25 protein-coding genes are annotated in these 22,117 nt (G+C 33.7%); 11 read left to right on the top strand and 14 right to left on the bottom strand.

Annotated elements, in window-relative coordinates; all coding sequences use genetic code 11:
- Window positions 1–26 precede the first annotated feature (26 nt).
- Window positions 27–1,643 carry a serine hydrolase gene (locus LV842_RS13735; protein WP_233112006.1) on the top strand — a complete coding sequence of 539 codons (1,617 nt, stop codon included), beginning with the start codon at window positions 27–29 and terminating at the stop codon, window positions 1,641–1,643.
- A gap of 13 nt (window positions 1,644–1,656) precedes the next feature.
- On the opposite strand, the gene LV842_RS13730 is transcribed toward LV842_RS13735, so the two are convergent.
- Both LV842_RS13730 and LV842_RS13725 read right to left on the bottom strand, forming a co-directional pair.
- A complete protein-coding gene (locus LV842_RS13730) occupies window positions 1,657–2,169 on the bottom strand; it encodes a nitroreductase family protein (protein WP_233112075.1) in 513 nt (170 codons plus the stop codon).
- Between the two features lie 144 nt (window positions 2,170–2,313).
- Window positions 2,314–2,763, bottom strand: a complete 450-nt coding sequence (locus tag LV842_RS13725) for a GreA/GreB family elongation factor (protein WP_233112005.1) — start codon at window positions 2,761–2,763, stop codon at window positions 2,314–2,316.
- 48 nt (window positions 2,764–2,811) lie between these two features.
- Here LV842_RS13725 and LV842_RS13720 point away from each other — a divergent pair, with 48 nt between their 5' ends.
- Window positions 2,812–3,354 carry a hypothetical protein gene (locus LV842_RS13720; RefSeq protein WP_233112004.1) on the top strand — a complete coding sequence of 181 codons (543 nt, stop codon included), beginning with the start codon at window positions 2,812–2,814 and terminating at the stop codon, window positions 3,352–3,354.
- Between the two features lie 35 nt (window positions 3,355–3,389).
- Here the strand turns inward: LV842_RS13720 and LV842_RS13715 are convergent, their stop codons facing one another.
- Window positions 3,390–3,923: an SRPBCC family protein gene (locus LV842_RS13715; protein ID WP_233112003.1), complete on the bottom strand. Its 534-nt coding sequence runs from the start codon at window positions 3,921–3,923 to the stop codon at window positions 3,390–3,392.
- Window positions 3,924–4,124: 201 nt separating this feature from the next.
- Here LV842_RS13715 and LV842_RS13710 point away from each other — a divergent pair, with 201 nt between their 5' ends.
- From LV842_RS13710 to LV842_RS13680, 7 genes are all read left to right on the top strand, one after another.
- On the top strand, window positions 4,125–6,179 hold the full coding sequence (locus LV842_RS13710) for a M3 family metallopeptidase (protein ID WP_233112002.1): 2,055 nt from the start codon (window positions 4,125–4,127) through the stop codon (window positions 6,177–6,179).
- Window positions 6,180–6,261: 82 nt separating this feature from the next.
- Window positions 6,262–6,693, top strand: a complete 432-nt coding sequence (locus tag LV842_RS13705) for a hypothetical protein (protein WP_233112001.1) — start codon at window positions 6,262–6,264, stop codon at window positions 6,691–6,693.
- An 11-nt stretch (window positions 6,694–6,704) separates the two neighbouring features.
- The gene (locus tag LV842_RS13700; protein WP_233112000.1) at window positions 6,705–7,235 is read left to right on the top strand and encodes a dihydrofolate reductase family protein; all 531 of its coding nucleotides are present in this window, start codon (window positions 6,705–6,707) and stop codon (window positions 7,233–7,235) included.
- A 94-nt stretch (window positions 7,236–7,329) separates the two neighbouring features.
- Window positions 7,330–7,716 carry a tetratricopeptide repeat protein gene (locus LV842_RS13695; protein ID WP_233111999.1) on the top strand — a complete coding sequence of 129 codons (387 nt, stop codon included), beginning with the start codon at window positions 7,330–7,332 and terminating at the stop codon, window positions 7,714–7,716.
- A gap of 176 nt (window positions 7,717–7,892) precedes the next feature.
- Entirely contained in the window at window positions 7,893–8,165 is a 273-nt protein-coding gene (locus tag LV842_RS13690; RefSeq protein ID WP_233111998.1) for a DUF4242 domain-containing protein, read from the top strand.
- A gap of 229 nt (window positions 8,166–8,394) precedes the next feature.
- Window positions 8,395–8,736, top strand: coding sequence for a hypothetical protein (locus LV842_RS13685; protein WP_233111997.1), 342 nt, complete (start codon window positions 8,395–8,397; stop codon window positions 8,734–8,736).
- Window positions 8,737–8,937: 201 nt separating this feature from the next.
- Complete coding sequence (locus tag LV842_RS13680) at window positions 8,938–9,600, top strand: hypothetical protein (RefSeq protein WP_233111996.1); 663 nt, start codon at window positions 8,938–8,940, stop codon at window positions 9,598–9,600.
- A 59-nt stretch (window positions 9,601–9,659) separates the two neighbouring features.
- Here LV842_RS13680 and LV842_RS13675 read toward each other — a convergent pair whose 3' ends face one another.
- Window positions 9,660–10,685: a lysylphosphatidylglycerol synthase transmembrane domain-containing protein gene (locus LV842_RS13675; protein WP_233111995.1), complete on the bottom strand. Its 1,026-nt coding sequence runs from the start codon at window positions 10,683–10,685 to the stop codon at window positions 9,660–9,662.
- A gap of 4 nt (window positions 10,686–10,689) precedes the next feature.
- A complete protein-coding gene (gene panD / locus LV842_RS13670; protein WP_039366628.1) occupies window positions 10,690–11,040 on the bottom strand; it encodes an aspartate 1-decarboxylase in 351 nt (116 codons plus the stop codon).
- A gap of 399 nt (window positions 11,041–11,439) precedes the next feature.
- On the opposite strand from panD, the gene LV842_RS13665 reads away from it, so the two are divergent.
- Window positions 11,440–11,730 (top strand): HU family DNA-binding protein, encoded by a 291-nt coding sequence (locus LV842_RS13665; protein WP_039366625.1) that lies wholly within the window; start codon window positions 11,440–11,442, stop codon window positions 11,728–11,730.
- A gap of 61 nt (window positions 11,731–11,791) precedes the next feature.
- Here LV842_RS13665 and pdxH read toward each other — a convergent pair whose 3' ends face one another.
- A complete protein-coding gene (pdxH, locus tag LV842_RS13660; protein ID WP_233111994.1) occupies window positions 11,792–12,433 on the bottom strand; it encodes a pyridoxamine 5'-phosphate oxidase in 642 nt (213 codons plus the stop codon).
- Between the two features lie 23 nt (window positions 12,434–12,456).
- Here pdxH and LV842_RS13655 point away from each other — a divergent pair, with 23 nt between their 5' ends.
- Window positions 12,457–13,005 carry a YqgE/AlgH family protein gene (locus LV842_RS13655; RefSeq protein WP_233111993.1) on the top strand — a complete coding sequence of 183 codons (549 nt, stop codon included), beginning with the start codon at window positions 12,457–12,459 and terminating at the stop codon, window positions 13,003–13,005.
- A 326-nt stretch (window positions 13,006–13,331) separates the two neighbouring features.
- Here LV842_RS13655 and LV842_RS13650 read toward each other — a convergent pair whose 3' ends face one another.
- From LV842_RS13650 to LV842_RS13615, 8 genes are all read right to left on the bottom strand, one after another.
- A complete protein-coding gene (locus tag LV842_RS13650) occupies window positions 13,332–14,105 on the bottom strand; it encodes an aminotransferase class IV (protein WP_233111992.1) in 774 nt (257 codons plus the stop codon).
- A 113-nt stretch (window positions 14,106–14,218) separates the two neighbouring features.
- Window positions 14,219–14,605: an START-like domain-containing protein gene (locus LV842_RS13645; protein ID WP_065394969.1), complete on the bottom strand. Its 387-nt coding sequence runs from the start codon at window positions 14,603–14,605 to the stop codon at window positions 14,219–14,221.
- A gap of 166 nt (window positions 14,606–14,771) precedes the next feature.
- A complete protein-coding gene (locus tag LV842_RS13640) occupies window positions 14,772–15,947 on the bottom strand; it encodes an aspartate aminotransferase family protein (protein ID WP_233112074.1) in 1,176 nt (391 codons plus the stop codon).
- A 101-nt stretch (window positions 15,948–16,048) separates the two neighbouring features.
- Entirely contained in the window at window positions 16,049–17,788 is a 1,740-nt protein-coding gene (locus LV842_RS13635) for an OstA-like protein (protein ID WP_233111991.1), read from the bottom strand.
- 3 nt (window positions 17,789–17,791) lie between these two features.
- Window positions 17,792–18,265 carry a Fur family transcriptional regulator gene (locus tag LV842_RS13630; protein WP_039366604.1) on the bottom strand — a complete coding sequence of 158 codons (474 nt, stop codon included), beginning with the start codon at window positions 18,263–18,265 and terminating at the stop codon, window positions 17,792–17,794.
- 68 nt (window positions 18,266–18,333) lie between these two features.
- A complete protein-coding gene (locus tag LV842_RS13625) occupies window positions 18,334–20,331 on the bottom strand; it encodes a KUP/HAK/KT family potassium transporter (RefSeq protein ID WP_233111990.1) in 1,998 nt (665 codons plus the stop codon).
- Between the two features lie 123 nt (window positions 20,332–20,454).
- Window positions 20,455–21,435, bottom strand: coding sequence for a pyruvate dehydrogenase complex E1 component subunit beta (locus LV842_RS13620; protein ID WP_233111989.1), 981 nt, complete (start codon window positions 21,433–21,435; stop codon window positions 20,455–20,457).
- A gap of 206 nt (window positions 21,436–21,641) precedes the next feature.
- Window positions 21,642–22,061: a DUF2147 domain-containing protein gene (locus LV842_RS13615; RefSeq protein ID WP_233111988.1), complete on the bottom strand. Its 420-nt coding sequence runs from the start codon at window positions 22,059–22,061 to the stop codon at window positions 21,642–21,644.
- Between the last annotated feature and the right edge of the window lie 56 nt (window positions 22,062–22,117).

Here is a 22,117-nt window from a genome sequence, read left to right as displayed (position 1 = left end):
GATATTTGACTACAAAAAACAGGAAAATGTTGAAAAATTCACTCTTGATCTTTATTTTTTTATTTGCTCTAAAAGTTCAAGGCCAAACTAAAGAAGAAAAAATCAATAATTTAGTTGACGCTTATAGTCATTTAAACCGTTATAACGGAAGTATTTTGGTTGCCGAAAAAGGAAAAATAATTTTCGAAAAGAGTTTTGGTATTCAGGATTTTCAGACTCAAGAAAAAAACACCAACGAAAGTATTTACCGAATCTACTCAACTACGAAAACATTTACTGCCACACTGATTCTTCTTTTAAATGAAGAAAAGAAATTGTCTCTAACTGATAAACTCTCTAAATATTATCCTGATTTTCCAAAAGGAGACAGCATTACCATAGAAAATTTACTTACCCATACTTCCGGAATTCCTGAAGGAACTCCTCCTGAGAGCACAAAAAACGAAGCCACTTTTTTAGAGTCTATTTATAAACAACCTTTTGCTTTTTCTCCAGGAACTAACTGGAGTTATAGTAATCCTAATTATTATATTTTAGGGTATATCATTGCAAAAGTAAGTGGCATATCTTATCAAAAAGCCCTTCAACACTACATTCTTGATCCGCTTGGGATGAAAAATACAGGATTTTATTTTAAAGAATTAAAAAATAAAAACAAAACGACGGGCTATGAATATTTGTCACCACACAATTACCGCGAAGCTGTTGTTTATGATTACAACCACCCTCATGCAGCCGGAGCCATGTATTCTACTGTTGAAGATTTATACAAATTCTACCAGGGTCTTACTGCATATAAAATCCTTAAAAAAGAAACATTAGAAAAAGCACAAACTCCTCTTAAAGATTACCATTACGGCTATGGTTGGCAGGAGCAAAAAATGAAAGAAAAAACAATAATTGGTCATGATGGTGGCGGACCCGGATTTATTTGTCGTTTTTTAACAATTCCCGAAGACGATGTCTGTGTTATTATGCTGAGTAATGTAAGAGATAACAGTGTTTTTGAAATCGGACAAAAAATCATGTCAATTATGGGTAACCAAACCTACAATACCCCTAAAAAACTGGGAATTGACACGAAACAAGAAGCGTATTTAACCGGATTGTATCAGTCAAAGGATTCTTATTTTTATATTCTAGCCAATGATAATCAACTGATTTTTAAAGAAACCAACCAGGGAGACGGTATTCTTTTTACAGAAAGCAATACAAAATTCTATATTGACAATAATAATGGTGACAGAATTTTCTTTAATTTCAAACCTGATAGCAACAGTAAAAATCCGGTATTACAAATTATTATTAAAGATAAAATCGTAAAAGAAGCGAAAAAGGTTAACAATAATTTCCTTTGGGGCATTACAGGAGATGCCACTAAAAATGGATGGGATGGTCCGGATATTAAGTTAACTCCAAGCAAAAGCAATAAAAACATTTTAGAAGCTAGAAATATCCAATTAAAATCCGGTCAAATAAAATTCAGAGCCAATAACGAATGGACATTGGATCTGGGCATCAACGACGACAATCAACTTGTTCAATATGGAAGAAATATCAGCGTCGAAGCTGGAACTTATGATATCATTTTTGATACAACCAATCCAATACGACCAACCTATCAATTAATTAAAAAGAAGTAAATGAATACTTCTCTTAATTAATACATCCCATATAGAAAAGTCCAAGGCACTTCTGGTTTTCTTCGATCGTTAAAGATTCTTTCAGATAATCTACAATTTTCGGAGAACTCCAGTAGCAACCGATTCTGTTGGCTGTACACGTCAGATACATATTCTGAACGGCCATAGAAACCGCTGCAATCTCTTCCCATTCCAGAACCATTCCACTGAAATTAACAACAATAGAAACGACTGCATTTGCCTTATTAATTTTAAAACCGATGTCGTTATATTTTTTCTCCAGAAAAAGATGTTCGGGTTGGGTTTGTTTGTAGATCGCCTGCATTTCTGAAGCTAGTTTTGCTTTTTCCTCCCCTTTGAATATTTTAAAACGCCAAGGTTTGGTACGTTTATGATTGGGAGCTAATGTAGCTGAATGTAAAATCTCATCAATAATTTCCTGAGAAATTTCATTTTCATTATAATCTTTTGGAAAGATACTTCTTCTTTGCTCTATGATTTCTTTTAAAACTTCTGCTGTATTCATGGAGACAAAAATAATGAAAAATGCCGGAAGCTTGAAGATGGATGACAAAAGTTTAACATCAATTATTGAGCAGAAAAAACTTCTCGCTTTTTACTTCTTACTTTTTACTTTTTACTTCTTACTTCTTACTTCTTACTTCTTACTTTACAAAACCTCAACAACTTTCTGATGGATTTTATTTAACGTAAACTCATCTCCGGATTTCATGCCCATCATTTTTTTTGCCATCGGACTTTCAGGGGAGATCGCATAAAAACGGTCGCCTTCATAAAAAAACTCGCCCAGCGAAACCGAAATATAAAAACGTGCTTTATTCGTAATGACCAAAGAGCCTAACTGAACCCTTTCTGTAGAATTCGTCAACACTTTTGCCATATTTCTTTTTAAATCATTCAAAGCCCCTAGCTGTCTCTGCATCTGGTAAATTTCCTCCTGCATTTCTTCTCTCATACTGTCATACTTAGGAGTCTTTTTAATATCGCGACTTGCCTCCAAAGTAAATTCAATAAAGTTTTTAAGCTTTTCGATCTTTTCAGTAATCACGCTTTTCACATAATTTCTTATGTTATTTTTCTCAAATACGATCTTCTCCATACATCGAATCTTTACATAAAGATAATATTTTTTAAATAATATTTATTTTTGAAGCCATCAAAATCTTATAATAATTTAAATCGTATGTATAATTATGAAGTAGTAAATGCTTTTCTTGAGCGTTCAATAATAATTAGTGAATCAAAAACTGAAGAAGAAGCATATAAAATTATCAAAGCTGAATTAGACTCACTTGAAAATAAATATCTAAATGAATGTATAGGAGCCTTTAATTATATTCAGTTTGAAAAATGCCTTGATTGGATTGAAGAAAATATATCAAGAACAGAAAATATTTCTTTAAGTTGGGGACATTTAGCCGCAATTTCTAAATTTAACTGGATAAGGGCAGAAAAATGGATTGACTCTGGTCGACCTTTGAGTTTAGTTGCATTAGATGCCATAAATTTTTGTACAATAAAAGGGGATAAACTAAATACATCTCTAATGATGAGAGAAATAAATCCTGAATTACTTGACAATCCTAATTCAGAAATTATAGCTGAAAAAATTTCAAAATACAGACTAAAAGACAATACTCCTAGGGTAAAAAGAATTGTTGATACGATTATTAAAAATTTATTTCACTAAAAAGCCTTGTAAAATTTTCTACAAGGCTTTCGATTTTATTTTTCTAACAATTTTTTCAGGTTATCCAATCCTTCTCCGTAGGATTTTCCCATTTGGTAATCCATCATAGGTCTCATTATTTTCATCATAGGATCTTGCTCAGTATCCATACTCCAGGTTACTTTTGTAGCATTTCCTTCAGAAGTTAAAACAATATCTGAAGTCGCTTGTCCCTCAAAAGGTTTTTTAAAGATCATTTCTGTTCTCTGCTTTTGATTGGCAACCAACTCTTTAATTTCCTGACAACCTGATCCTGCGTGTTCATTTTGACTATCCCAGCAATACTTGTCTCCTACTTGTCCCGCATTCCCTGTGTATGTCAGTTGTATATTTTTATCTAATTTCAGCCATGGATTCCATTGGTTAAAAGCTTTCATAGAGCTTACCTGTTCCCATACTTTTTCTTTGGGAGCATTAATGACTATTGATTTTTCATAATGGTAATTTTTACCGAAAGCCAATACTGCAACCACAGCATACACTAGAATTAAAAGGATGATTACACCAAGAATTTTTAAGATTGTTTTCATAGTATTTATATTAGGGTTAAATTTTCAACATCAAACTTGTTGTCAAAATTAATCATTACCTCCCCATTTCAACTTCGCTTATGACAAGATTAATTAAAGATAAACAATTTTGTCACATCTTTTCATTCGGGCATCATTTTTGAGCAACCACCTCACGAATCACTATGATTCCTTACATTTACAATCATTAAAAATTAAGAAATGAATATTTTAACAGAAAATTTCAATACACCATATCATTCTGCCCCATTTAATTCTATTAAAAATGAAGATTATCTTCCGGCTTTTAAAGAATTAATTCAACAATCTGAAGAAGAAATCGATGCCATTATTAATAATCCAGAAGCGCCTACTTTTAGTAATGTAATTGAAGCTTTGGCCTATTCCGGAGAGCAGCTTGATAAGGTTTCCAATATATTCTTTAATCTAAACTCTGCTGAAACGAGTGACGAACTACAACAAATCGCTCAAGAGGTTTCACCTATTTTAACAGAACATTCTTCAAAAATCGCTCAAAACGAAGCTTTGTTTAATAAAATTAAAAAAGTGTACGATGAAAAGGAAAAATACGATCTGAACGAAGAACAACAAATGCTTTTGAATGAAACCTACAAAGGTTTTGTAAGAAGCGGTGCCTTATTAAATGAAGAAGACAAGGAAAAATTAAAGAAAATCAGTATGGATTTGTCTTTAAAATCGCTTCAGTTCGGGCAAAACGTATTAGCTTCAACCAATAATTATTTCAAACATATCACGAATAAAGAAGATTTGGCAGGAATTCCTGATGCCATTTTGGAGCAATATGCTGAAGAAGCAAAGGAAAGAAATCTGGAAGGCTGGGTTGTGACTTTACAATATCCAAGCTATATTCCGTTCATGACGTATGCGGAAAACCGCGAACTGAGAAAAGAGATTGCATTGGCCAATGGTAAAAAATCTTTTGATGGCAGTGAATTTGACAATCAAAATTTAATCAAAGAACTTCTTACTTTAAAACAACAAAAAGCTGAATTATTAGGTTATGCTAATTATGCCGATTATGTTTTAGAAGAAAGAATGGCAAAATCTCCATCAAAAGTAATTGACTTTCTGAATGAACTTTTGACAAAGGCAAAACCTTACGCAGACAAAGAAATTGAAGAATTAAAATCTTTGGCAAAAGCAGACGAAATCGATGAGATGCAATCGTACGACCATGCTTTTTATGCAGAAAAGCTTCGTAAAGCCAAATTCGATCTTAACGATGAAGAATTAAAACCTTATTTCCCTTTGAATCAGGTTCAGGATGCTGTTTTTGGATTGGCAAATACACTTTTCGGATTGACTTTTGAAGAAAGAAATGATATTCCAAAGTATCACGAAGATGTAAAAGTATATGAAGTAAAAGAAGTCTTCGACTCCGCTCAGACTGACAATCAGGAACCATCAACCAGCTACAAAGCTTTGCTTTATGTCGATTACTTCCCAAGAAAAGGCAAAAGAGCCGGAGCCTGGATGACGAGCTATAAAAATCAGTATACAAAAGACGGTGAAAATTCTCGTCCGCATATTTCTATCGTTTGTAATTTCAGCAAACCGACTAAGGATACTCCGAGTTTATTGACGTTCCAGGAAGTAACTACCCTGTTCCACGAATTCGGTCATGCTCTTCACGGAATGTTGGCGAATACACAATATCCTACTCTTTCAGGAACTTCTGTGAAATGGGACTTTGTAGAATTACCTTCTCAGTTTTTGGAAAACTTCTGTTATGAACCTGAATTCTTAAAGACTTTTGCTAAGCATTATAAAACAGGAGAAACGCTTCCTGATGAAAAAATCCAGAAAATCGAGCATTCAAAAAACTTTATGGAAGGCTACCAAACATTGAGACAGCTTGGTTTCGGATTACTGGATATGAATTACCATACAAAAGTTGAAGAATTGGAGCATGAAAGCGTAAAAGCGTTTGAAGACAAATACACAAAGGCAACACAGCTGTATCCTGTAAATCCTGAAACAGCGATGAGCCCTAGTTTTTCTCATATCTTCCAGGGTGGATATTCTGCCGGCTATTATTCTTACAAATGGGCGGAAGTTCTGGATGCAGATGCTTTCCAATATTTTAAAGAAAACGGAATCTTCAATCCTGAGATTGCCGCGAAATATAAAGTACTTCTTTCTTCCGGTGGTACAAAAGACCCAATGGAATTATATAAGAGTTTCAGAGGCAGTGAGCCGAAAGTGGAGAGTTTGTTAAAGAGAGCGTTTGGATAAGAAAATATAACCATTAAGAGCCGATTAAATGATCAAATCTTAATGGTTTTTTAATTTTATAAAAATCAGTAATTTTTGAACAGTGAAAGTAATCAAAGATATTATCTGTCAAGTCTATTTCGATGCAAAATCATCTAAAAAAATTTTTGAGCTTTTAAATTTTTATTTACCTAAACATGAACCTTTGAATTTAGATTATGCTTCAAGAATTAATGATGAACAAAGCTTTGAAAGCAATGAAGAAATGATAGACTATTTTGCAAATACAGATCATGCTAATCAAACATTTTATTGGAATCAATACATTGAAAATTCTGATAAAATTATGTTTGGTGTACACATGACAAATGATAACAAAACCATCTTTAGCATTACATTTGATGGAACCATTAAATTAGCCGAAGTTTATTTAAATGATTTAAAACAAAAATTAAATTCTAATATTGGAATCATCACTTTTATTAATCCTGCGGAATATGATAATGGGCTTGACTTCAAAATAAGATATCAATAATAAATACAACCATGTCACAAATCATCCTTTACATCGCTCAAAGTCTTGACGGTTTCATCGCAAAACCCGACGGAAATTTAGATTGGCTCACGTCAACCCCGCCTTCCGAATTGGGAGATTATGGATACACCGAACTTTTCAACAGCATTGAAACAATCATTATGGGTAGAAAAACCTATGATATCATTTTGGGGTTTGAAGAGGAATGGGCGTATTCTGAAAAAGAAACTTTTATCGTAACGAGAGATCAAAATCTGGAAATCAAAAGTCCTAAAACCCATGTTTTAACCGAAAATCTTAATAATTTTATAACTGAACTAAAAGCAAAATCTGATAAAGACATTTGGTTAATGGGAGGCGGAGAACTCATTAAATATTTTATCAATAACAATCTTTTGGATAGAATGATTATCTCGATCATTCCAAAAATCATTGGTGGTGGAATCCCTTTATTTCCTGATGGCATTTCAGAAACCGAGTGGAAGTTGGAAAATGTACAGCAATACGAGACCGGACTTGTCAATCTGACTTACGGAAAATGAATTCAAAAAAATAAATGTTTATAAATCTTAAAAGTTTCTGAGTTTTCAGAGACTTTTCTTTTAATTTGCACTATCAATTCTGCATTTCTAAACAATGAACAATATAACACAAAGACTCCAAAACGTAAAAAAACTCCAGTCCAAAAGATGGGACAACGAAGAAGAACATTGGGACGAAATCACTGAGCTTTTAATAAAGGAATTAGACGAAATATTGCTTATTGAGCCAAAAAATACAGCCGCTTTAATCAACATAGGAGCCATTTATTCTGATCTGGGAGAAAATGAAACCGCCATTTATTATTTAAAACAGGCATTACAATTAGGTTCGGAAGACAAAAATCTTTATATCAACCTTGCCATTGTTATGGTTGATATGGGAATGCATGTGGAAGAATATCACGAGTACCTTGAAATTGCGGAGGATAAAAAAGAAGACCCACTTACTTTTAAGGCCTACTTTGATCCTCAATCTCATTAAACGCTTCAATATTATCTTAAAAATTCGTATATTTGATTGAGATAAAGGAATTTAGAGCAAACACCACAACCTTGACGAACATTGTCCTTGGCTTTCAAAAAAAGAAAGTCAATTATCATTTGAAAAACTGACAATACCCAAAGGTCCAATAAGTAGAAAACTAGATTTTTTGAATCATGCCTAAATACGTAATTGAACGGGAAATTCCCGGAGCAGGCCAATTAACAGCCGAGCAATTAAAAGGAATCTCACAAACTTCTTGTGGGGTACTCAGTAAAATGGGTTCACAAATTCAATGGTTACAAAGTTATGTAACAGGTGATAAAGTCTATTGTGTTTACATTGCACCCAACGAAGAAATGGTTCGGGAGCATGCAAGACAAGGTGGATTTCCTGCAAACTCTGTAAATGAAGTTGCTACCATTATTGATCCAACAACTGCTGAATAGAAATTGAACATTCAATACATTTAATTTTAACGAGCAGTCTATAAACTGAGGCTTAGCATCAGACGGAGATATTTCTCAATCTGATGCTAAGTTTTTTTGTACCTAACTCATACACTATAAATATTGAGTTTTTATTTCAAAGTATTCATAAGTTAATATTTACATTTATTTTTTTCTATTTTTAATTCGTAGAAAATCATCATAACTATTAAACAATTATCAAAAAACCATGATAGAAAGCCAATACAAAAAAACCACCAATGAGAATTCTCAGGATCTTCAAAATACCCAACAGCTGAATAGTCAACCCATACTTATCCAGCAAGGAGTCAATCAATCGAATGGAATTGGTATCGCGGGGTTTGTTTTGTCTGTAATCGCAATCTTCATAGGTTGGATTCCATTTTTAGGTTGGTTCGTTTGGTTTTTAGGATTGATTTTATCATTTATCGGGATTTTCAGAGCACCCAAAGGTTTTGCCATTGCCGGATTAATCATTTCATTAATCGGGGTTGTTCTGCTTATCTTTTTATTTGGTGCTATTTTAGCTCTTGTAGGATTGAGTCAATAAAGAAACTGATCAAACTATGCAATACATATTAAAAATATAAACAGAATACTCTGCACCAATTAATAATAATTGTATTTTAGGTTTGAAAACAGTCCGATCTGAAACTTATAAAAATGTAGAGTTTATACGTGCTGAAAACATTAAAAACTATCAACTTAATTTGTATCTTTAAATAAGCAACAGCAAATAAATTATTACAATATGGCAGAAGAACTTTACTTTTTAAAAACAAATCCTCTTGTTGCCAAAATTAATTTATACAATAAGTTGTGCAATGAAGAAGATAATGTTTTACATTTTCTACATGATGATAAAACCAGCCTCGAACTTATTAAAGACAAGTTACAGGACTCGATAGAATATCTTACTCCGGATGAGCTTCGGCAACTCTTCAATTGGTTTAAATTTCAATATGCTTCCAATTCCGTAAATGGAGAAGCAAAAAATAATGACGAAGTGAAAACCCAATTATATATTAATGGGATTGATCTGTTTCATGAAATTCCACCTGTTCTTGCCCCAACCTTTGACAGCATTCTCAAGGATTATGAAAAGGCAAGCCAAAGCAACTTTCAATATATTTCCGATGCTGAAAAATTTAACAGGTTTTTACTGTATGGACTTTTTTATACAAGTCTTGCACAGGAAGATGATAGTGAAAAACGCATTCTCGTTGATTATTTAAAATCGCAATATCCGGCAATTTACGAAACCGCTCAATCGGAGTTTACAGAGAAAAGCAATAAAACAGGTCTTACAGAAGATTTAAACTCTACAGGAATTATATTATTTGACAATTTCTCTGAGCTGTATGATTCTACCAAATTTTACAAAGGCTCCATCATTCAGGTTAATAATGTCTAAAAAAAACGTGATCGGAAGAAAACTCTCCCGATCACTTTATATTTATCTTAAATAAACTGTTATTCAAACTCTTTTTCGGCAACCGCTTTATTTCTCGCTTTTGCCAACATTGGAATGGAAATAAGCCCCATAACCATCATAATTGTAATTTGTAAAGGTAAGGAAATAAAAGAATACGTTAATCCAATTTCTCCACCCAGCTGACCGCTTTTCCCCATCGAGATGAACAATGCCATAAAACCGAACTTCATTGCCAGATTGAAAGCTCCAATTCCACCACTTGCAGGAACAATCATTCCTAATGTTCCTACAACAAGAATTAAAAAACCATCATCAAAAGTAAAACCTGAGGTTTCCGGAAGTGCAAAACATACAAGATACGCCGCAAAATAATAAGAAACCCAAATTCCAATCGTGTAAAGAATAAACTTTACTTTTTGTTTCAATTTGAATATTGAGGTTAATCCTTGTATAATTCCATCAATGAATTTGATAATCTTATCCAGAACCGGAACATTGGCCAATCGCTTTTTAAAAACAAAAAACAAGACAGCTCCCACAACTAAAACTCCCAAAATAAGTAAAATCTTATTGGGATTAATATCTATTCCTGAACTTTTATAAAAAGATACAATTACATCTCCTTTAAATAGTAAAGTCAGTGCTAAAAAAGCAAGCATACAAACCAAATCTACCACTCTTTCCAAAATAATGGTTCCGAAAGACTGATCGACAGGCACTTTTTCCACTCCATATAAAGCGGTTGCTCTTGCTACTTCTCCACTTCTGGGAATTGTAAGGTTCATTAAATATCCAAAGGAAAGTGACCACAATGAATTGGAATTGGAAATCTGATATCCCATAGGTTCCAACATCAAATTCCAACGGATTGCCCTGAACCAGTAAGCTGCAATTCCAAAACAGGCCGCAAACAAAACCCACCAGTAATTTGCTTTAGATATAGACTTCTGTATCACCTTAAAATCTAAACCTTTAAGAGCAAACCATAAAAAAAAGCCTGCAATTGCAAGCGAGATCACTATGGTTAGTAAAGATTTTAAAGGATTTTTTACTTTTTTCTCCATCAGATTATGTCAAAAGATTGGTCTTTTCATCCGGGAAAACGATTTTTGGCTGAAAGTCTTTAGCTTCTTCCGGAGTCATCTGTGCATAGGCAATAATGATGATAATATCATCCTTCTGTACCTTTCTTGCAGCAGGACCGTTTAGGCAAACCTCACCTGATTTTCTTTTCCCTTTGATAACGTAGGTATCAAAACGTTCCCCATTATTTACATTTACAATGTATACTCTTTCTCCTACGACCAAACCTGCAGCTTCTATAAGCTCTTCGTCAATCGTAATACTCCCGATATAATTTAGGTCTGAAGCGGTAACTCTTACCCTGTGAATCTTAGACTTGAAAACTTCTATTAACATGCTGCAAATTTATTAATAAAAATTCAGAAAACAGCCTTTTAAAATGATTTTAAAACTAACAGACACCCAGTGATTTAATTAAAAAAAACATATTTTTTTTTAATTTTAATTAGCAAATATTCAAACATATTCTTAAAAACATTGAGAGTTTATCTTAAATTCAGGATTTAATAAATACAGAAAATAAATTTCATTTTTTGCTAAAGTCAATATACATAAGCAATTGGCATGATTTTAGTAACGGATAACGTAGATTTTTCGTGAAATGTCAAATTATGATATTTTAATCATTTTAATGGAAATTTGAAAAATTTCCACAATATTTAATAAAAAAATTGCACAATTAGAAAATAGTATTATATTTGCTATAATTACGAACTAACTTTAATATTAAAAATTATGAACAAGTCTGAATTAATCGACGCAATCGCAAAGGATGCAGGAATTACTAAAGTTGCAGCAAAAGCTGCTTTAGAATCATTCATCGGTAATGTAACTTCTACTCTAAAGAAAAAAGACGGAAAAGTTTCTTTAGTAGGTTTCGGAACATTCTCAGTAGCTGAAAGAGCTGCAAGACAAGGTATCAACCCTGCAACTAAAAAACCAATCAAAATTGCTGCTAAAAAAGTTGCCAAGTTCAAAGCTGGAGCTGATTTAGCGACTGCAGTTTCTGGTGCTAAGAAAAAATAATCATTCAGATTAAAAAAAATTAAGCCTCATCGATTGATGAGGCTTTTTTATGTACGGTAAATTAAGGCGCCAATCTTGATATTTCCCAATCCAGATCTTTTAACTGATATACGATTCTATCGTGTAATCTGTTGGGTCTGCCCTGCCAGAATTCTATTTCATAAGGCTTAGCAATATAACCACCCCAATTTTCAGGTCTCGGCACTTCGGTATTTTCGTATTTTTCTTCTAAAGCTTTCAATTTTTCTTCTAAAAACTCCCGGTTAGGAATTTCCTGACTTTGTGGAGAAACTGCAGCTCCAAGCTGGCTTCCTTTCGGTCTTGAATGAAAATATCCGTCACTAAGATTTTCAGCAATTCTTTCCAGGTCAGCCTTAATAATAATCTGACGCTCTAAACCAGGCCAAAAGAAGTGAAGACAGGCTTTATGCGTTCTTTCTATAGATTTTCCTTTTTTGCTATCGTAGTTGGTGTAAAAAATAAATCCTTCATAAGTATATGACTTCAGCAAAACCATCCTTGTACGCGGACAACCATCTTCTTCCACCGTAGAAATCGCCATCGCATTCGCTTCAGAAATACCTGGGTTCTCACTTGCCTCCAAAAACCAGTCCCGGAATTGCTCCATAGGATTTTGTTTTATCTCACTTTCAACAAGTTGGGATTTCTCATACACTTTTCTTTTGTGGTGCAGGTTTTCCATAAATATTTTTATTAAATTTGAGTATGAATTACTCTTACAAAGGTAAAATATTAATTTCCACACCCGATATTTCCGGCGATATTTTTTCAAGGTCGGTAGTTCTTATCATTGAACATAACGAAAGCGGTGCATTTGGTCTGATCTTAAATAAAAAAAACAACCAAATGAGTGGTAAATTTAAAAACCTCTTTGATTTTCCAATTGAAGTATATGATGGCGGACCTGTCGAAAATGACAAGGTATTCTTCATTGTGAAAGGAAAAAAAGTAACGGAACTCTATTCTGAAATAACGGATGAATTCTATCTTACAGAAGATATTGAAAACATCATGAGTGCCATTCTGAGTAATGAATTGAAGATTGAGGATATAAAAATATTTTCAGGGTATTCCGGATGGACAGCTCAGCAGCTGGACAATGAGGTTCTAAAAAAACTGTGGACCGTTGTAGAAATTTACAACCTTGATTATACATTACCCAATGACCAAACCCTTTGGAAATCAATCATGCAAAATCTTGGGGGAGAATATTTACTTTGGGCAAATGCCCCTGAAGACATTTCTCTAAATTAAGTTTTATTTTTCTATCTAAAGTGACTTAAAAATTAACAAACTTTAAGAAATTGTTAACCAATTTTTAGGAAAGAATTGACGTTATTTGAATAACCAAACAATAACAAAATGAATATCTTAAGATCTCTTATTTCATTAGTATTTCCTTCTTTATTGATGACTCTACAACCAATCCGTATAAAGTCTAAGCATTATTATAAGAAACCCTAAAACCGAGTATACTTTCGTGGGAAAAATGCCCCGAATAAAAATACAATTTCTGAAATAGTCAGAAAAAAACCCGGTAAAGGACTTTTGGGACCTTGTTGTTTACCGGGTTTGTCAATTTAAAAACTTTGTTTCCAGCTTTCTACCCATTCTAAAAAACGAGCGGCTTCAAAAGTTTTATTTCTTATTTTACCTACACAAAATATGCCTTTCTCTTCGGAAATCATTAAAATTTCTTCCGCTTTTTGAGATTCAAAAGCAATAATTTCGTGCTCCTGAATATCTGCAAGTTTATTTTTATGTAAAAAAGTAACAAAATTTTCCATTAAAGGAGAAATGTAGGCACCTTCTGTCTGTTTTGGAACTTTAATAATATCACCTTCTAAAAACAAAAGATTTCCTGACGTGGTACGTGCAATTCTTTTGTTAGGATTCAATAAAATAACATCATCCAGATCATTTTCCTGCGCATAAATTTCACCATAGATATTTTCCGGAGAATGAACTCTGATATTGCTTAAAAGATTATTATTAACATTGATTTCTTTAATTAAATCCAATTCCAGCAATCTTTCATGAACAGATAAAACATCAGTCATTTCCGTCACTTCATAGAAATAAGAAACCGTGGATTTAGATAACGTAATGCCATCTGAATTTCTGAACACCTGAAAATGTATAATCCCGTTCTTCACTCCTTTTCCTTCAATAATCTCCTGTTGAAAAAGAGACTGAAAAAACTCCAAAGTATAGGTTAATGGAATATTCATTCGCATCTTTCTCATGGATGCCATTAAGAAAAAATAACATTCTTCATCCATTATAAGTTGAGCCTCTCTCACAAAGAAAGAAACCTTCACCGCATCTCCTGTAAGAAATGCTCTATTTTTCATAGGTAAATCCCCTGAAGTAAAATATTGATTTTCCAATTTTTATATTGATTGAGTTATAAAAAAATAATGAACGATAAATCGTTCATCAGTTTTGTTATTTGGTTGCAAATGCATTAAGCAGCACCTAATTTTATTCTTAGATTCTCTATCAGATTTTCCCAGTACATTGCATTTTCATCTTCATCTCCTTCTTCACAGAAATCTGTAATATTTAAGGCTAAATCTTCTGTAATATCATCAATTACGATAGTCATTTCAAAGAAATTTTTTGTTCCTTCATCTTCTTCCCATCTGAAACGTACGAAACCTTCAGGCTTATATCTGATTAAAGTGGCTTTCTCAGCAGGACCTCCACCCCAGCTGAAAAAGAAATCATCGCCCTTCTCTGTTACCTCATCCGCAAACCATTCAGACAACCCTTCTGCAGTCGCAAGATATTCATATAAAATCTCTGATAGACAGTGCATTGGGAACTCGTAATGGACTTTATGTTTCGCCATATAATCTTTGTTTTAATCGTCACGCAATATATAAATTAATTTTTTGATTACACAAAAATGTATTTACTTTTTTGCATAATCTTCATGATATTTGTCAGAGATTTTTAAATACTTGTTTAGCTCAGTTTTCACAAAAAAAGCTCTTCATTTTGAAGAACTTTTTATATTAATTTTCGTTTAAAACATCTAAGATAATTTGACATCCTTCCTTGATTTCTTCCAGAGAAATTGTCAACGGCGGAGAAATTCTTAAGTATTCATTTCGGTATAACTGCCAGAAAACGATCAACCCTTTTCCCATACACTTTTTCGCAACATCCAGAGTATATTCCGGAGAACCCAGGTTCACAGCAAGCATTAATCCTTTACCATTAATGTTTTGAATTTTTGGGTGTACTAATAACGATCTGAATAATTTTTCTTTTTCTTCCACTTCATTCATCAAGCCGCTTTCCAATACTTCTTTTAATGTTGCATAACTGGAAGCAGCAATTAATGGGTTTCCTCCAAAAGTTGTTATATGTCCCAGTTTTGGAGAATGAGCCAGTGTTTCCATAATTTCTCTAGAGCTCATAAATGCTCCTACCGGAACACCTCCTCCCATTCCTTTTCCCATCACCAAAATATCGGGAACAATTCCGAAATGTTCAAAAGAAAATAATTTCCCTGTTCTTCCAAATCCAGGCTGAATTTCATCAAGAATTAAAAGGGCTCCAACTTCTTCACATCTTTTTTTCAGCTTGATCAGATAATCATCATTCGGAACCAAAAAACCGGCTGCTCCCTGAATCGTCTCAAGAATTACACAAGCCGTTTTTTCTGTGATCTTGTTGAAGTCGTTTTCATTATTAAATTCAATAAAAGAAATCATCGGCAGCAAAGGACGAAATTCTCTTTTGTGGGTTTCATTACCTGAAACACTTAATGCACCATGTGTATTTCCGTGATATGAGTTTTTAAATGAAACAATCTCTTCTCTTCCTGTATATCTTTTAGCCAGTTTTAAACTGCCGTCAATAGCTTCAGCCCCACTGTTTACCAAATACGTTATTTCCAAAGGATCAGGAGTTGCTTCTGCCAATAGTTTGCATAAAGCGATTGGCTTTTCTTGGGCATATTCTCCATACACCATGACATGAAGGTATTTCTCAGCCTGCTCTTTGATTGCATCTACCACTTTTGGATGGGAATGACCTAAAGTATTCGCCGAAACACCTGCTACAAAGTCTAAATATTTTTTTCCGTCCGTACCATAAATAAAGCTCCCAACTGCTTTTTCAACTTCAAAACCTGCAGCAAACTTGGTTGTCTGAGCCTGATATATAAAAAAATCTTTTTGCATTTCCATTATAAGAAAAATTTTCAGCAAAGCTATAAAACATTCGCTAAACCCTAAAATTAATACTTATAAAAAAGACCAGCTTCTGTAAACTGGTCTTTCTATTATTTTCTAACTCTTTTCGGTTTTTTAGCTTCTTCTTTAGCTCTTTCTGCTTCTATGGCTTCCTGAGCTTTATCGTAGAGGTCACTCGCTGAAGTATATTTTATTTCTTCATAATTCGGAGTATCGACGAGAATATCCTGCCATTTCCTGATCCTGTCTTTCGTATTCCAGTTGAAATTCTGGAATTTTCTTTTCGAAGGTTCAATTTTACTCATGGGATGCAATTCAGAATCAGCTCCAATGTTGCAAGAAATCACATGTAATGCCCTTTCTATAAACAAAGTACTGATAATTCCGCAAGAGGATAAAGTAATCCCTATTCTTTCCGTTTTTTTGGTTTCTTTATTGGTGTCATCCACATAGGCAATTGCTTGAGCATTACCAATTACCGTTGCTTCTTTAATTTCATTATTCTCATAATGAACCGTCATAAATTTCCCTCTCACCTGATTGAATTCATCTTTCAGATTCAGAGAATCCACTTTACTGATTGCCAAAGCATTTCCTATTACTTTCAATGAATCAATACTTTCATTTTGAGTATTAAAATACGCTTCTACCTTATCGCCTGTAACCTGTTTCTCACCACTCCAAAGAATGGGAGCTGTGTACATATGCATCACACCGTCAGTTTCATTAAACGCAATGGAATCTGCTCTTCCTTGTGCATTCGATTTATAAAATCTGGCTTTTTTAAATGCTCTTAAAAAGCTTTTCTTCACTTTTGGATCTATAGAATCAGGCCTTTGGTAAGAAATTATTTTCTCTGATGCGAAATATAAAGAATCTTTTTCCATAGCTTTTACAGCGTATGGATTTTTTGTCATCATTGCAGAGTCTTTTTTCTCAAAAATTTCTCCGTAACCTCCTTTTATCCATCTTCTTTCATTAGGATCATCCAATGTCACATTTCCTGTTGCTTTTCCAAAACCAGTAAGCTGGTTGTAATACATTTCGTCTCCGGTAAGAATCTTATCATTATAATATACTCTTGAATTTTTTGTTAGAAAAGATTCTTTGGTATTCATATTATGAGTCCCTTTTTCAGTAACGATTCTGTTTTTAGGATTCTTATTATTCGTAATGGTAGTGTACCCGTTAATGGTAACAATATTGGTATTTTGATTCTGAACGACATTCTCTCCCTCCAAAGTATAATCGCGATCTACAATTTTCACTCTTCCGGTAAGATCAATAGTACGAGTTGTTAAAAAGTAAGTAGCCGATTTAGAATAAGTTGTACTTTTCCCATCATTAATAGTACCTCCTGTATTATAATAAGCCTGATTGGTCAGTCTGTCATAATACATGGTTTCCGTTTTAATAATAGTTCCTTTTGGATCGGTAAGCACTACATTTTGTTTGGCAACACCTCTCTGAGTAGTCCCGTTATACTCCATTTCTTTTGCAGAAATTACAGAACCATCAGCGTTCACCAACTTTACGTTTCCAAAAGCTTTTACAAGACTTTGCTCGTTATAAAGAACCACTTCATCCGCAGTTAAAATAGAACCCTGATGTTCAATCTGCACATGACCAACCATGTATTGGTTCCCATCATATTTAGTGTCTTTTTTAAATTCGTCAGCATTTTGAATCCTCACCTTATCTTCAGGACGAACAGGCTGTTGTACAGCATTAGCTTTTGGCTGTACGTAAGGATCCATCTGCACGATTTTTTTATCCTGCGCAGAAAAGAACGTAGAAACGAAAAGTAACAGAAAAAGAATATATCTCATTAATTAATCATTCTTAGTGCCATAAAAATATAGCGAATGAGAATCAATTTTTACGCCAAAAGCTTCTTCTATGGCTTCTTTGATCCCTTGAATTCTGGGATCGCAAAATTCGATAATTTCCTCAATTTCCTTATCTGAATCTTTTTTATAAATCACCAAATGGTCATGCTGTTTATCAAAATAAGATTTTTCGTAAGAAGAAGAAGTCAGCGTCTTCTCTCCAAACTGATGCTTACGAATCAGCCCAGCATCAAGGAAAATTTCAATTGTATTGTAAATGGTTGCTTTCGATACATGGTATTTTTTCTGAAGCATCAATAGATATAAATCATCCACATTAAAATGGTGATCCATATTATAGATTTCTTCCAATATGGTGTATCTTTCAGGGGTATTTCTGAAACCTTTTTCTAATAAGTAGTTTCTTAAAACATCCTTGATTAAAGCTATATTTTTTTCTTTTTGTAAAGTATCCATCAAAAAAATTATCTACAAATTTACCGATTTTTATTTAATTAAAAAGTAGGCAAATCTGTTAAAGAATTTTAATTATTATGTCTTAAAAACCCGGCTTGTTCAATTTTATGATCGTAAACAGTAAGCTCCGTAATCGGCGCAGACTCTACTACTACATTGTGCGAAGTCACTCCCCAAGCTTTGAAATCATCGCTACCAATATACTTCACAAAGTTGTAAATATTGAGCGTAATTTTCTGTTTAACAGTCAAAAGTATATCGTTGATATAGGAGTTATCTATAATTACATATTTTAAATCCGGCGGAATATTATATGCTCTCAGAGAAGGATGACTGCTTCGAGAAGGAATTGTGTCATCCGCCATTAAATCTTTTAAAACCATACTAAAATAGTCATTGATTCTACGATCTACCTTAAATCCTAAAAGGAAATTGACTTTATAAATGGTACCCGGTAAAATCTCATCCACTGTATATTTAAAAGTAAACGGATCTTCCTGGTTAGTAATAGTTAAGATAAAATAATGATCGGCTCTTTTCGGCTGTTTTTTTATGATAGAATAGATAATTTTTGATTCTACTTCATCACTTCTTTTTGCCCTGCTCAGATAAGCAAGGTTAGTAGCATATTTAGGAATCGTTTCATCCAGCTTCATGTCTTTGATAATCGAAGTATAGTTCTCCAGTTTAACAAACTGAATAAACTGAGTTTTTATAGATCTTCCGTTGTACCAAGCATACATACAAACTCCTATTGAGCCAGCCAATACTACGGTAATCCAACCTCCTTCCATGAATTTGATAATATTCGCACTGAAGAAACCTAGCTCTATCGCTAAATATACAAAAGCAAAAAGAAGGATAAAAATTTTATTGATTCTATGCTTCAATAACCAGAACACCAAAAGCACTGTTGTCATCAACATAGTCACTGTAATAGAAAGACCATAAGCGGCTTCCATTTTACCTGATTCTCTAAAGTGAAGAACGACAATAATACAAAATAACAAAAGCCCCCAGTTGATTCTTGGAATATACATCTGTCCTTTGACTCCTGAAGGGTAATCAATTTTTTGATTGGGCCACAAATTAAGAGACATAGCTTCAGAGAAGATCGTAAAAGACCCTGTAATTAACGCCTGACTGGCAATAATTGCAGCAGCCGTTGCCAAAATTACCCCTGGTAAAACCGCCCATTGAGGCATAATTCCAAAGAAAGGATTTACTGTTGTAGAGAATCCCGGATTTTGATAGTTTGTTAATAACCAAGCACCCTGTCCAAGGTAATTTAAAATCAACATGATTTTCACAAATCCCCAGCTTACTCTGATGTTTTTTGCACCACAATGCCCAAGATCTGAATATAAAGCTTCCGCCCCCGTTGTACACAGGAAAACAGCTCCAAGAATAACAATAGCACTCGGTGAGTTTACAATAAGTTTGTAGGCATAATAAGGGTTGAATGATCTTAAAATTTCGAAATTTTCGCTTAAATGAGAAATTCCCAATCCTCCCAATACCAAAAACCAAACAACCATGATAGGACCGAAAAACTTACCAATAAAGCTTGTTCCGAATTGCTGAACCACAAAAATAACAATCAAAATCCCAATAGTAATAGGAACTACAGGAGTATGAGGATTATATATTTCAAGACCTTCTATTGCAGACATTACCGTCAATGAGGGAGTAATTACCCCATCCGCAATAAGTGCCGCTGCTCCCACAATAGCGATGAGATACAACCAACCTTTTTTAAGGTTTTTAACTAAAGAGAATAAAGCAAGAATTCCACCTTCGCCTTTGTTATCTGCACGAAGAGCAATAATTACATACTTAATCGTTGTTTGTAGCGTTAAGGTCCAAATAATACAGGAAAGCGCCCCTTCAATGTATTCGTTAAAAGGCATATTGCTTCCGCTTTGTCTTGCGTTTACAATTGCTTTCATTACGTAAAGCGGTGAAGTACCAATATCTCCAAAAACAATTCCCAGAGAAACCAAAACTCCAATAAAAGAAAGCTTTTTAATGTCAAAATGATGACCGCCTTCTGTAACTTCTGCCATAACAGCTAATTTTAATTTTAAACGCGCAAATTTAAACCAAAATTATATCCCTGAGAACTTTTCTTCATGAATATAATAAATGAAAAAACTTCCTTTCGGAAGTTTTTCTCTATAATCTTTATATTACTTAACGTACATTGCTTTTTTAATTTCCTCTTTTACTTTTTCAAGTTTCGGGAACCACTCTGCAAATAATGCAGCTGAATATGGTGCAGGAGCATCAGGAGTCGTAATTCTCTTGATAGGAGCATCTAAATAATCGAATGCTTTTTGTTGTACCATATAAGTAATTTCAGAAGAGATTGAAGCAAATGGCCAAGCTTCTTCTAAAATAACCAATCTGTTTGTTTTCTTTACAGATTCTAAAATCGTATCAAAATCTAACGGACGAACGGTTCTAAGATCGATTACTTCTACAGAAACACCTTCTTTCTCCATATCTTCAGCCGCCTGAATCGCCAACTTCATGATTTTTCCGAAAGAAACCAATGTAACATCTGTACCCGCTCTCTTAATATCTGCTTTTCCTAGTGGTAAATAGTATTCTTCCTCAGGAATCTCCATTTTATCTCCATACATCTGCTCAGATTCCATGAAGATTACAGGATCATTATCCTGAATAGCTGTTTTCAACAATCCTTTTGCATCATATGGATTTGAAGGAACTACTACCTTAAGACCTGGAATGTTGGCAAACCAGTTTTCAAAAGCCTGCGAGTGTGTTGCACCCAACTGACCTGCAGAAGCAGTAGGACCTCTGAAAACGATAGGGCAGTTCCACTGACCACCACTCATCTGACGGATTTTAGCAGCATTATTAATAATCTGATCAATCCCTACCAATGAGAAATTAAAAGTCATATATTCTACAATTGGTCTGTTTCCGTTCATTGCAGCTCCTACAGCAATCCCTGTAAAACCAAGCTCAGCAATAGGGGTATCGATTACTCTTTTCGGACCAAATTCATCCAGCATTCCTTTTGAAGCTTTATATGCACCATTATATTCTGCAACTTCCTCCCCCATTAAAAAGATGGATTCGTCTTTACGCATTTCCTCGCTCATTGCCTGTGCAATTACCTCACGAAAAGTATATTCTGCCATATCTATTTGAAAAATTTAGACTACAAAAATAGTGTTTTTTTATTATACGCATCATAAAAAAGCCATCACATTCACCGAGATTTTTGGATTAATTTTAATTTAAATTACATTTTCTTCCACTCTATATAATTCTTTACAAATTTTCCCAAAACGAAAAAACGGCATTCCTAAAAGAAATACCGTCTTACAATTCTATTTAAACTTATTTAGTTCACTTTTTGCCAGGTCTGTGTTCTTCCAATCAAAGATAAACCGATATAACCTCTTACATTCAACTTATCGCCATCTCTTGTAATGGTACACTTGTACGTTTTACCCGTTTTAGGATCCATAATCGTTCCTCCTGTGAATTCATCATCATCTTTTTTCAATCCTCTGATGATTTCCATCCCCAAAATAGGTTTCCCTTTTCTGTCGTCTTTACAAACTGTACAGTTAGGGTCTGCAGGTTTTATCAATAGCTGAGAAACTTTTCCGTAATATTTCCCGTCAGATTTTTTATAGATCTCCACGATAGATTTTGCCTGCTTCGTTTCATCATCTATTGTTTTCCATTTTCCTTCAATCTGTGCAAAAGACAGCACTCCAACCAAAGAGAAAGCAGATGTTAATAATAATTTTCTCATATTTTTATAGTTTTAATTCTGATACAATAGTTTTGTTGTCTAATTACTGTTAAAAA

The sequence above is a fragment of the Chryseobacterium gwangjuense genome, from assembly GCF_021311115.1.
Lineage (GTDB): Bacteria > Bacteroidota > Bacteroidia > Flavobacteriales > Weeksellaceae > Chryseobacterium > Chryseobacterium gwangjuense.
Note: the sequence above shows the minus strand (reverse complement) of the source record. Positions and strands in the feature narration are given on the sequence as shown.

Coding starts and splice junctions, on each gene's coding strand:
- LV842_RS13635 (WP_233111991.1), bottom strand. CDS start 17,788: ATGAGATATATTCTTTTTCTGTTACTTTTCGTTTCTACGTTCTTTTCT.
- LV842_RS13615 (WP_233111988.1), bottom strand. CDS start 22,061: ATGAGAAAATTATTATTAACATCTGCTTTCTCTTTGGTTGGAGTGCTG.
- LV842_RS13630 (WP_039366604.1), bottom strand. CDS start 18,265: ATGGATACTTTACAAAAAGAAAAAAATATAGCTTTAATCAAGGATGTT.
- LV842_RS13655 (WP_233111993.1), top strand. CDS start 12,457: ATGAATTACTCTTACAAAGGTAAAATATTAATTTCCACACCCGATATT.
- LV842_RS13700 (WP_233112000.1), top strand. CDS start 6,705: ATGTCACAAATCATCCTTTACATCGCTCAAAGTCTTGACGGTTTCATC.
- LV842_RS13715 (WP_233112003.1), bottom strand. CDS start 3,923: ATGAAAACAATCTTAAAAATTCTTGGTGTAATCATCCTTTTAATTCTA.
- LV842_RS13620 (WP_233111989.1), bottom strand. CDS start 21,435: ATGGCAGAATATACTTTTCGTGAGGTAATTGCACAGGCAATGAGCGAG.
- LV842_RS13625 (WP_233111990.1), bottom strand. CDS start 20,331: ATGGCAGAAGTTACAGAAGGCGGTCATCATTTTGACATTAAAAAGCTT.
- LV842_RS13730 (WP_233112075.1), bottom strand. CDS start 2,169: ATGAATACAGCAGAAGTTTTAAAAGAAATCATAGAGCAAAGAAGAAGT.
- LV842_RS13665 (WP_039366625.1), top strand. CDS start 11,440: ATGAACAAGTCTGAATTAATCGACGCAATCGCAAAGGATGCAGGAATT.
- LV842_RS13710 (WP_233112002.1), top strand. CDS start 4,125: ATGAATATTTTAACAGAAAATTTCAATACACCATATCATTCTGCCCCA.
- panD (WP_039366628.1), bottom strand. CDS start 11,040: ATGTTAATAGAAGTTTTCAAGTCTAAGATTCACAGGGTAAGAGTTACC.
- LV842_RS13645 (WP_065394969.1), bottom strand. CDS start 14,605: ATGGCGAAACATAAAGTCCATTACGAGTTCCCAATGCACTGTCTATCA.
- LV842_RS13725 (WP_233112005.1), bottom strand. CDS start 2,763: ATGGAGAAGATCGTATTTGAGAAAAATAACATAAGAAATTATGTGAAA.
- LV842_RS13680 (WP_233111996.1), top strand. CDS start 8,938: ATGGCAGAAGAACTTTACTTTTTAAAAACAAATCCTCTTGTTGCCAAA.
- LV842_RS13685 (WP_233111997.1), top strand. CDS start 8,395: ATGATAGAAAGCCAATACAAAAAAACCACCAATGAGAATTCTCAGGAT.
- pdxH (WP_233111994.1), bottom strand. CDS start 12,433: ATGGAAAACCTGCACCACAAAAGAAAAGTGTATGAGAAATCCCAACTT.
- LV842_RS13735 (WP_233112006.1), top strand. CDS start 27: ATGTTGAAAAATTCACTCTTGATCTTTATTTTTTTATTTGCTCTAAAA.
- LV842_RS13695 (WP_233111999.1), top strand. CDS start 7,330: ATGAACAATATAACACAAAGACTCCAAAACGTAAAAAAACTCCAGTCC.
- LV842_RS13650 (WP_233111992.1), bottom strand. CDS start 14,105: ATGAAAAATAGAGCATTTCTTACAGGAGATGCGGTGAAGGTTTCTTTC.
- LV842_RS13690 (WP_233111998.1), top strand. CDS start 7,893: ATGCCTAAATACGTAATTGAACGGGAAATTCCCGGAGCAGGCCAATTA.
- LV842_RS13675 (WP_233111995.1), bottom strand. CDS start 10,685: ATGGAGAAAAAAGTAAAAAATCCTTTAAAATCTTTACTAACCATAGTG.
- LV842_RS13640 (WP_233112074.1), bottom strand. CDS start 15,947: ATGCAAAAAGATTTTTTTATATATCAGGCTCAGACAACCAAGTTTGCT.